General features: G+C 49.8%; 8 protein-coding genes and 1 pseudogene. 6 read left to right on the top strand and 3 right to left on the bottom strand.

The window, feature by feature from the left end:
- From IGR76_02260 to IGR76_02275, 4 genes are all read left to right on the top strand, one after another.
- Positions 1-755: NAD(P)H-quinone oxidoreductase subunit D4 (locus IGR76_02260; protein MBF2077357.1), on the top strand; the 755-nt coding region annotated here is incomplete at its 5' end.
- A gap of 69 nt (positions 756-824) precedes the next feature.
- Positions 825-1955, top strand: a complete 1131-nt coding sequence (locus IGR76_02265; protein MBF2077358.1) for a CO2 hydration protein — start codon at positions 825-827, stop codon at positions 1953-1955.
- A 253-nt stretch (positions 1956-2208) separates the two neighbouring features.
- The gene (locus IGR76_02270) at positions 2209-2841 is read left to right on the top strand and encodes a DedA family protein (protein MBF2077359.1); all 633 of its coding nucleotides are present in this window, start codon (positions 2209-2211) and stop codon (positions 2839-2841) included.
- A gap of 342 nt (positions 2842-3183) precedes the next feature.
- Entirely contained in the window at positions 3184-4551 is a 1368-nt protein-coding gene (locus IGR76_02275; GenBank protein ID MBF2077360.1) for a hypothetical protein, read from the top strand.
- Between the two features lie 119 nt (positions 4552-4670).
- On the opposite strand, the gene IGR76_02280 is transcribed toward IGR76_02275, so the two are convergent.
- Both IGR76_02280 and IGR76_02285 read right to left on the bottom strand, forming a co-directional pair.
- Positions 4671-5876, bottom strand: a complete 1206-nt coding sequence (locus tag IGR76_02280) for an argininosuccinate synthase (protein MBF2077361.1) — start codon at positions 5874-5876, stop codon at positions 4671-4673.
- Between the two features lie 144 nt (positions 5877-6020).
- A complete protein-coding gene (locus tag IGR76_02285; GenBank protein ID MBF2077362.1) occupies positions 6021-6635 on the bottom strand; it encodes a class I SAM-dependent methyltransferase in 615 nt (204 codons plus the stop codon).
- A 109-nt stretch (positions 6636-6744) separates the two neighbouring features.
- Here IGR76_02285 and IGR76_02290 point away from each other — a divergent pair, with 109 nt between their 5' ends.
- Positions 6745-7053 (top strand): hypothetical protein, encoded by a 309-nt coding sequence (locus tag IGR76_02290; GenBank protein MBF2077363.1) that lies wholly within the window; start codon positions 6745-6747, stop codon positions 7051-7053.
- 8 nt (positions 7054-7061) lie between these two features.
- On the opposite strand, the gene IGR76_02295 is transcribed toward IGR76_02290, so the two are convergent.
- Positions 7062-8786 carry a glycosyltransferase family 39 protein gene (locus tag IGR76_02295; protein ID MBF2077364.1) on the bottom strand — a complete coding sequence of 575 codons (1725 nt, stop codon included), beginning with the start codon at positions 8784-8786 and terminating at the stop codon, positions 7062-7064.
- A gap of 316 nt (positions 8787-9102) precedes the next feature.
- On the opposite strand from IGR76_02295, the pseudogene IGR76_02300 reads away from it, so the two are divergent.
- Positions 9103-9324 (top strand): annotated as a pseudogene (locus tag IGR76_02300) (DUF262 domain-containing protein).
- The last annotated feature ends 152 nt before the right edge of the window (positions 9325-9476 follow it).

Consider the following 9476-nt stretch of genomic DNA (forward strand, 5'->3'; position numbering starts at 1 on the left):
TGCGATTTGGATTAGGGTTATTCCTCGATGCCTGGGTTGTTATCGCACCTTGGCTGGCGATTTGGGCAGCGTTTAGCGCGTTGTATGGAGCGTGTTGTGCGATCGCCCAGCAGGATATGAAAAAAGTGGTCGCCTATTCATCCATTTCTCACATGGCGTTTGTGTTACTGGCGGCGGCAGCAGCGACTCGCTTGAGTGTCCTGGCGGCGATCGCCCAGATGATCAGCCACGGTTTAATTTCAGCGCTGCTATTCCTTCTAGTGGGTGTGGTAGCAAAAAAGACGGGAACTCGCGATGTCACGCTGCTGCGGGGCTTGCTCAATCCTGAACGGGGCTTGCCGCTCATCGGGAGCATGATGATTATTGCTGCAATGGCCAGTGCGGGGATTCCAGGCATGGTGGGTTTTATTGCTGAATTTATGATCTTCCGGGGGAGTTTCCCGATCTTTCTGATTCCAACCCTGCTCTGCATGGTGGCAACAGGCTTGACGGCTGTCTATTTCCTCCTGATGATCAATCGAGTCTTTTTTGGTCGCTTGACTGAGCAACTGGCAAATTTACCCCGGGTAAAATGGGGCGATCGCCTTCCCTCCTTGGCGCTTGTAGTACTTATCTTTTTGCTGGGAATACAACCCAACTGGCTGGTGCAGTGGAGCGAGGAAGAGGTTGCGTTTCTGCTCACGAAATCTGAAACGGCCCTCGTCAACGTTAGGGATACCCGTGCAATCTCTCCGCCGTTTCTTGAGACGAATTAAAGTTCTGTAACGTTTCTTAAGATTTTGCTGTTAACCCTATAAAGTCTTTAGGTAAAAAGACAGTACGCGATGTTGAGCCTTCAGTTGGAACCCTCGAAGCATCCCCTCGCCGAATACATTTATGAGGTAGAGCGGGGCAATGCACTCTTAGCAGATTCCTCTCAAAACCTGCTTGAGGTTGTTGGTGTCTTAAAAAGCTATGGTGTCGTTTTGGATGCCTACTCCCGAAACCTGATCTACATAGCGGATCATCAGTTTTTGCGGCTGTTCCCGTTTTTCAAATATTTCAATGGGGATGTCTCTATTCAAAAACTGCTCAAGCACTGGTGGCATGATCGTATTAATTACGAGTACGCCGAGTACTGCATGCGCTCGATGATGTGGCATGGTGGTGGTAAGCTCGATACCTATGTTGACTCCCCAGAATTTCTCAGTGTTGTGGAGGAGTTAATTCAAAACAAACTAAGGGTGGATTTCATTTTGAAGGGGTTGCATCGGCTCTTTCCGGAATTTCTGCCAGAACAGATGCGAATGATGGCCTATTATTCTGCTCTGGGTCAGTTCTGGCGAGTGATGAGTGATGCGTTTATCAGCTTGTCGGAGGAGTATGACGCTGGACGTATTACCAGCATTCCCCAAGTTGTAGACCATATTTTGAACGCTCTGGTTGCTAATGCGAATAATCCTATTACCTACAGCGTAAGCTGGCGCGGCAAAACGTATACGCTGATTCCTGAGTCCGCTGGTATTACGTTCCTGATGGATACCGCTGTCCCTTACGTTGAAGCCGTTTTTCTGCGAGGAACCCCCTTTTTAGGCACAGTTTCATACAACGCCCAAGCGTATCAAATTCCGCTGCATCAATCTGACTTCGCGTATGGAGCTTTATACGCAGATCCGCTGCCGACGGGTAGTTCTGGCATTCCACCAACCCTGCTTATGCAGGATATGCGGCATTATTTGCCAGATTATCTCCATCGCTTTTATCAAGATAGTCTGCGGCAAGAGGATGATCTGAAGGTTAAAATCTGCCAAAGCTTTCAGAAGTCCATGTTTTGTGTGACTACAGCGGCGATTCGTGGATTAGCTCCCTTTCCCTTGGATACAGCGGATCTGGAAGAGCGCCGCGCCAATCGTGCTTATTTAGAAACCTGGATGAATCGCTTACTGCCATCCCAGTTGATTGCGGCGAACGCCTAAGCACTACCAGCAAAGCACACTAACTTGCGGGTTACAGCCGATTATGAGTGGCACAGGGAATTCCTTCAAGGGGAATGCTCTGATCAAGCCGGGTTCAACCCATCTTTTAGACGGTTACGGGTATATCCGAGTGTTGACCGGGATGACTAAAGCTGTGGCACAAGGTTACCTTTGAATCCGTCAATTGACACAATCCTTTCCGATGCGTCAGGATTGTGAGAGAGTTTGTTACAACTTGTAAAAGCGATTGCCCATGTCTATTGAGTTCGTTTCTCTAGAAAGTTTGCAAGAACTCGCCCATCTGTATGGGTACTGGACAATCTTCTTCGGCATCATGATGGAGAATGCTGGTATCCCAATTCCTGGAGAAACGATTACCCTTGTGGGTGGTTTCCTGGCAGGGAGTGGCGAGCTGAATTATTGGTGGGTTTTATCCGTTGCCATTGCAGGAGCTGTACTTGGCGATAGCTTTGGCTACTGGATTGGTGCTTTAGGGGGATGGAACCTGCTGGTACGGATGGGTCGGCTATTCCGTATTTCGGATGAAAAGTTGATTGAATTAAAGAAGCAGTTTAGCGATAACGCAGCTAGGGCCGTATTTCTGGGTCGTTTTGTGGCGCTCCTGCGAATCTTTGCGGGGCCGTTAGCAGGACTCGCCCAAATGCCTTACCCCAAGTTTTTGCTTTACAACTTTGCGGGGGCAACCGTGTGGGCATCGGTAATGGTCAGTTTGGCTTACTTTGCAGGGCGGGTTGTGCCCTTGGCAACGTTAATCACTTGGGTCAGTCAATTTGCCGTGCTGGCACTCCTGATTGTGGTGGGATGGATTGCGGCACTCATTTGGTTCGAAACGCGGCGCGATCGCTTGGAAGGCCAGAGAGATTAGCGATTTAGCGATTAACGCTATATCTCTGAATGCATAGGCCGTGAGCCTTCTCCTAAGGGCTTCGAAATCTTTATCGAGAGTTCACCGAAACAAATTCTGTGGAGCCGCAGGCATTAATCTTCGATAAACCCTGCGGCTTTTACGGTGACAATTTTCGTGTTGCAATGCATACTATGGACGCAATACATGAATCGCTCTTTTTAGTCTTATAAATGAGCGAAATTTTGTATTAATGACCAATCTCTTTTCCTTCAGGGTTTTAAGCCAAAAAATCTAACTTAATACGTTTTTTTGACTTATTTCACGAATCTAATTGTCTTTGATTAATCACCACTGAGTAGTATGAGTGACATTATTCGGCTGACCCCTCCCCGTAAGAACCTTACTGGTTTAGCGCTGTTTGACCATGCTGTAAACCTTAAATCTGGAATTGCTGTTGAATTTGACTTATACATGTACGGTGGAAGCGGAGGAGATGGCGTCGCATTTTCTGTTTTAGATGCAGCAGAAGTTCCTAATACTGCCGGGGGTGAAGGCGGTTCTTTGGGATATGCGCGCCGATTCGCAACTCCAGGCTTGGTCGGTGGATATATGGGCGTTGGCTTTGATGCCTACGGTACGTTTTCCGTCTCATCCCGACAAGAAGGACACGTTGGTGGGCCAGGATTCATTGGTGATGCGATCGCCGTTCGGGGCAAAGTAGCAAAGGACTCCCCATATCTGACAGGTTTAGATACCCCCCTACCCTTTTCCTTAGATCTGCCCAACAAGTCTAATCCGAAGCAAGCAAAGCAAAGCGTCAGGATTGAGCTAAGTCAGCGGGGGAAGCTCAACGTTCAGATAGATGTGAATAAAGACGGTGATTTTGCAGATAAGAATGAAACGATTATCCGACAATTCAATGTTGCTAAAGTCAATGGAAAACTGCCTAAAACGGCATTTTTAGCGTTTACGGGTGCAACAGCCGTTGCAACAAATACCCACGAGGTTGGCAATATTAGCATCCGTGATGAGCGCGGCAAGCGGATTGTAGGGGAATTCAGACAAGACCGACTCATCGTTGGCACAACAGACAATGATCGGATCAAGACTGCAAGCGGAGGCTCTACGGTAGATGGAGCACGGGGCAATGATCGCCTTCAAGGGCAAGAAGCCAATGATGTCCTGATTGGAGGTGAGGGTAACGATACGCTGATAGGTGCGGGAGGAGATGACATTCTCGTCAGTGGTTTGGGGGCAGATAAGCTCACGAGTGGATTTGGTGTGGATCGCTTCGTCTTCTCTGGGCGAAATCAGGCAGCAGCCTTGAGTACATCCCGGATCCAGGGCAATAGTGTTGACGTTATAACTGACTTCTTTCAAATTCAGGGCGATCGCCTTCAGCTCGATTTCGATAATAGAATTGGAACCACCAAGCGCAACGAGTATCCCAGCAAACTGTTCAATGCGGGAGTCCAAAGCGGCAAAAGTCTGGAAGCTGCGGCGAAGTCAGCATTTGAGAATCCCAGTGGAACTGGTAGAAAAGCTCTTGGCGCGAACGAAGCCGTATTTTTCGAGTTTAGTAGGCGCATCTATATTGCTGTTAATGATAGTGCAGCTAGCTTTAGTGCCAGGAAGGATTTAGTGGCAAACTTGGGCAAATTCCAAGACAACTTTGTGCCTAATGCATTCCCTGGTGGCGAATTAAACGTGAAAGACTTTTTTGCCTAAACTGCGCATCCCAGAACGCCTTTACTAAAAAGAGAGAGCCCATGCTTAGCACCGCTCTCTCTTAACTTATGAAAGGCTCGGTTCTAAGGATAGAACGTTTATACCAGTCACACGAGCGATTAACCTTGACGGCTTTTCTCTGACCAAACCCGTGTGGGCAATCCCCAAACGTAGATAAAGCCTTCTGCTGCTTTGTGATCAAACTGATCTTCAGCACCGTAGGTTGCCAAGTCAGGGGTATAGAGGGACTTATCGGATTTTCGTCCGACTACGGTTGCCGTACCCTTAAAGAGCTTCACGCGGACAGTTCCCGATACCCGCTCTTGAGTTTGTTGAATAAAGGCATCCAACGCGCCTTTCAGCGGACTATACCAAAGACCGTTGTAAACGAGTTCTGAATAGGTCTGTTCAAGACTACGCTTGTAGTGGGTGACATCAGCGGTGAGGGTAAGGCTTTCGAGATCTCGGTGCGCCATGATCAGCACGAGCAGCGCTGGAGCTTCGTAGATTTCGCGGGACTTGATGCCGACTAAGCGGTTTTCCAGCATATCGATGCGGCCAACCCCGTGCTTGCCAACGGTTTCATTTAAGGTGCTGACGAGGTCAACGGGACTCATGGCACTGCCATTTAGGGCAACCGGGAGACCTTTTTCAAAGGTGATTTCGACGTATTCTGGCTCGTCGGGAGTTTCGGCAATGCCCTTCGTGAGGAGATAGATTTCTTCTAATGGCTCATTCCAGGGATCTTCGAGGGGGCCAGCTTCGATGCTGCGTCCGAGGATGTTTCGGTCAATACTGTAGGGGGAAGACTTCTTCACGGGGGCAGTAATCCCAAATTGCTCACCGTAGGCAATGGTTTGCTCGCGGCTCATGCCCCATTCCCGTGCAGGCGCGAGAACTTTTAGATCGGGGTTGAGAGCGGCGATCGCTACATCAAAGCGAACTTGGTCATTGCCTTTTCCAGTACAGCCGTGGGCTACGGCATCTGCGCCGTACTCAGCCGCCGCGTCAACGAGTAGCTTGGCGATTAAGGGTCTGGCTAGAGCGGTAGAGAGAGGATAGCGATTTTCGTACAGTGCGTTGGCCTGAATCGATGGAAACGCATAGTCTTTAATGAAATCTGCGGTTGCGTCGGCAACGAGAGAAACACTCGCGCCAGAGTCGAGAGCTTTCTGTTTGATGGGGGCTAATTCATCCCCTTGACCGAGGTCCGCAGCGAGGGTGATGACTTCTTCAACGCCCCATTCATTTTTGAGGTAAGGAATACAGACGGAGGTATCTACCCCACCGGAATATGCTAGAACTACTTTCTTTGCGCGCCCCATGAAAATTTCTCTTGATACGACAACCTCCCATTATGGGGCTATTTATCAAAAATTCTGTGCTTAAAAAACAACAAATTCTGACACGATCTGGAGGAAGAAGTTTCTCCATCCACTGCAACAGAACTGTTCTAGGGCTTGAGTGTTCTAGGGCTTCGTAGCGACACCCTTGTATAGGTAGGTCAGAAACTTAGGAGCGCGGTTGGCGTAGAATTCTTCGATTTGAACTGGCCCAAACTGTTGTTCGATCAAAGTACGGATGTTGCGGTTGAGGTGGCAGCCGTCGGCAAGGCGTTTTTGCAAGGGATTAAGGCGATTCTGCCAGGTTTGGACTTTCGGATCAGGACTTAACCCGTGTTCGACGAAGAAGAAGTGTCCGCCCGGACGAAGTACGCGGTAGATCTCCTGGATGGCTTGTTCGACGTTGGCAATGCTGCACAGTGTCCAGGTACTGACGACACTATCAAAGCTGGCATCGGGGAAGGGTAATTGTTCTCCGTTGAGTACGCGATGATCGACCGTGAGAGTACCAGATTGAATCCGCTTTTCCGCAAGGGCATGGACTCCGGGATTAGCATCGATCGCCACCAAGGTTTGAACCGTCTCAGGATAATGAGCCAGGTTTAGCCCTGTACCAAAGCCGATTTCGAGGACATCGCCTTGAACATCTTTAAGCAACTCTTGACGATACTGGGTAAAGATTGGGTCGGACATTGACCAATCTAGCAAGTACGGAAAAATGCGTTCAGTATAGAATCCCATGGCGATCGCCCTCTTCGGTGAACTCCCGTGTCCAGCTTAGCGTGGGACGGTTTCGGAGTAGGGTAGAGGAAACACGCGAAGTAGAGGACGATCTGTGCGGGGTTTAAGGATTTTGCTGGTGGTGAGTTTGGTCGTGTTGAGCCTTGGCATCGGGATGGATAGGGCGATCGCCGTACCGTGTTACCAAACGGACAGCCACAGTATTTGCCTTGTGAGCGTAAAACGAAGTGCAAAGCAGTTTTGGGAATATCGGGCCGTGGTTTCCATGGATGGGGTGCAGCGAGAACAGGAGGTGTATAACTGCCGCGATCGCCAACGCATTCAAGCCGATGGTCGGGTTGTCGCGTTTGAACCCGATGGTGCAGGAGAAGTGATTTGTCGTAAACTCTATCGTCCAGGGCGATCGCCCGTCCAGTAGTCCACTCATCACCGACAGGCGAACTGTTGATAGGGGATACCCGTTTCACGATAGCCATCGGGTTGACGTAAACAGCGGATGCGCTGGGGAGGTTGATCAGTCGTTTGCAGTTGGAGCTTTTCGGGATAGTCGTCTTGCTTCATGCCGGGAGTGGCGATCGCCCACAGGTTTAGCGGCGTTTTCAACTGGGTTTGAGATTTTGCCAACTGTTCCCACACCGGACGGTAGCCACCTGTAGGACGAAACATAAAACCGAGTTCGATGGGGATTGCGTCCAAGGTTGAGGGTTTGCCAGTCGCTTGCTCATACTGGTTCGGCATTTCCAAGGCAAAACTGAGTCCCAGGGCAATTTCCTGAAGGGATTGGTAGCTGCTGAGCATGATCACGGGGCGATCGCCATCCCCCACCATTGCCTGAGCCACTTCATCGGGATAGTACGCTTTCTGGAACACCAGATTGGCATTCACAAATCCACTGCTGAGCAGTCCGGTGAGTAGAATCGCGAGGATGCCTCGACCCCGATTTTGATGGGATGCGGCACAGAGGGCGATCGCCAGTAGCGCACACACCGCTGGATAGACGACAAAGTTATAACGGGGAGCAGCCGTGATGTTGCGGTTGAGGCCGTAGATGATCACTAGAAATTCCATCAAAATCCAGAAGCCGAATCCCAGTAAGAGCCAGATTCCCGGATAGTGGGACAGGGATGGACGAAGCTGGTTTGCACCTTGGACGATCTGCCAGACCAGAAATCCTGCGACGCCCACCACCAGCAAAGCCGATAGCACAATCACAGGCAACGGCTGACGCTCGACCGGAAACGCAACCACCATCAGCACGCCGTTCACCACCAGTTGCACTAGGTATTGAACCCGTTCCGCCCAATTCGGATCGCGGGTGAGCCAGTTGGTTTCAGGACGGCTGAGGTGTTGGGTCATGATCCGGAGCCACGGTGCATAGCCGACACCAATCCCACCGACGGCAAGGGCGATCGCCCCCCATCGCCACCAAAGAATTGTTCGATGCTGCCCGTCTTGCCATGCCAACCACAGGGCGATCGCGCCGAGCTGTGCTGCCAAGGTCAACAGTGCAAAGTAATGGGTATAGAGCGCCACCAGGTTGAGGCCGATCCACCCGAACCAAACCCAAGGGCGTAGACCTTTGCCGGAATAGAGATCGGTCTGCATTTGCACTAAAGCAGCCAGCGCTAAGGTAATCCAGAGCATGGGCATGGTGTAATGGCGAGCTTCTTGGGAGAGATAGACCACAAAGGGAGATACAGCCATAAGTGCCGCCGCGACCAGACCCGCCCTGGGCGTATACGCTAATCGAGTGAGCCAATAGACAGCGGCGATCGCCCCTAGCCCAAACAATGCAGGCAAGCAGCGCAACACCCAAACCCAATGTTCATCCGGTGTTAGCCAACTCACCCAGCCATACATCAGCATGAAAAAGAGGGGCGGATGGAGAGAATCGGTGTTGACGTGGTTCACGATATCCGCCAAGGGAACACCGGGTTTGACGCTAAATAGAATCTTTAAGTCTGAAATCGGGAAGAGCGTGTTCAGGGGAACATCGGCAGTACTGCGTCCAACGCTGAATAGGGCTGTAATGACCTCATCCAGCCACAGGGGTTTTGCTGCCAAAAAGGTCAACCGCAGTGCAGCACCTAGCGCCACAATGCCGATGAGCCATAGGAAATGTTGTTTTTGGTTGGAGGAAATTGCAGCCATCCCAGCCTGGATATTGTGCGTCAAAATTTCAGCATACGGTAGGTTGGGGCGTTCCTGCTGCGATACTCCCCAAAATTCGATAGCTTTTTTACAATGGCAAAATGCAACGATCGTAGATAGCTTTGGAATAGAACATTAGAAGCTTTCGTCCGTCCGCTGCTACGAAGCTAGCCTACGGATCCCAAAGAGAGTTATTGTGAAAACATTCGAAGGGAAAGAACCATGTAAAAACTTTGGAAAGAAGGCTAGTAGCAACTGAACTCCCTATCTTGAGTCGTTAGTTATAATCTTCTGCATAGACTCTGAAGATTTAGCGATGGAAGATCTCACCATAACGGTTGAAGATAATGTTGAGGAAGATTCGGGAGACCTTCTTCCGTTTAAGTATTCCATAACCAGTTGTGGCGCTGACTATCCTGTTGATGGGTTAGTCAAGCGCATGAATAATGGTAGTATATATGTACCAATATTTCAGCGGGGTTATGTGTGGAAGCTTAAAGGAGCTTCTCGTTTTATTGAGTCACTTATGATTGGCCTATCAAAAAGACTTCAGTATGGTTTAATCAGTAACGCAAAATTAGTGAAAGAAAAATATCAGGCTCTTCTTCAGGATGAGGATTTCTTAGCTGTAACTGTTAAGCTCGACTTTATCCAATCAGGCGGCATGGCAGAGTAACTCGGTCCAGGTGT

The sequence above is a fragment of the Synechococcales cyanobacterium T60_A2020_003 genome (assembly GCA_015272205.1).
GTDB lineage: Bacteria > Cyanobacteriota > Cyanobacteriia > RECH01 > RECH01 > JACYMB01.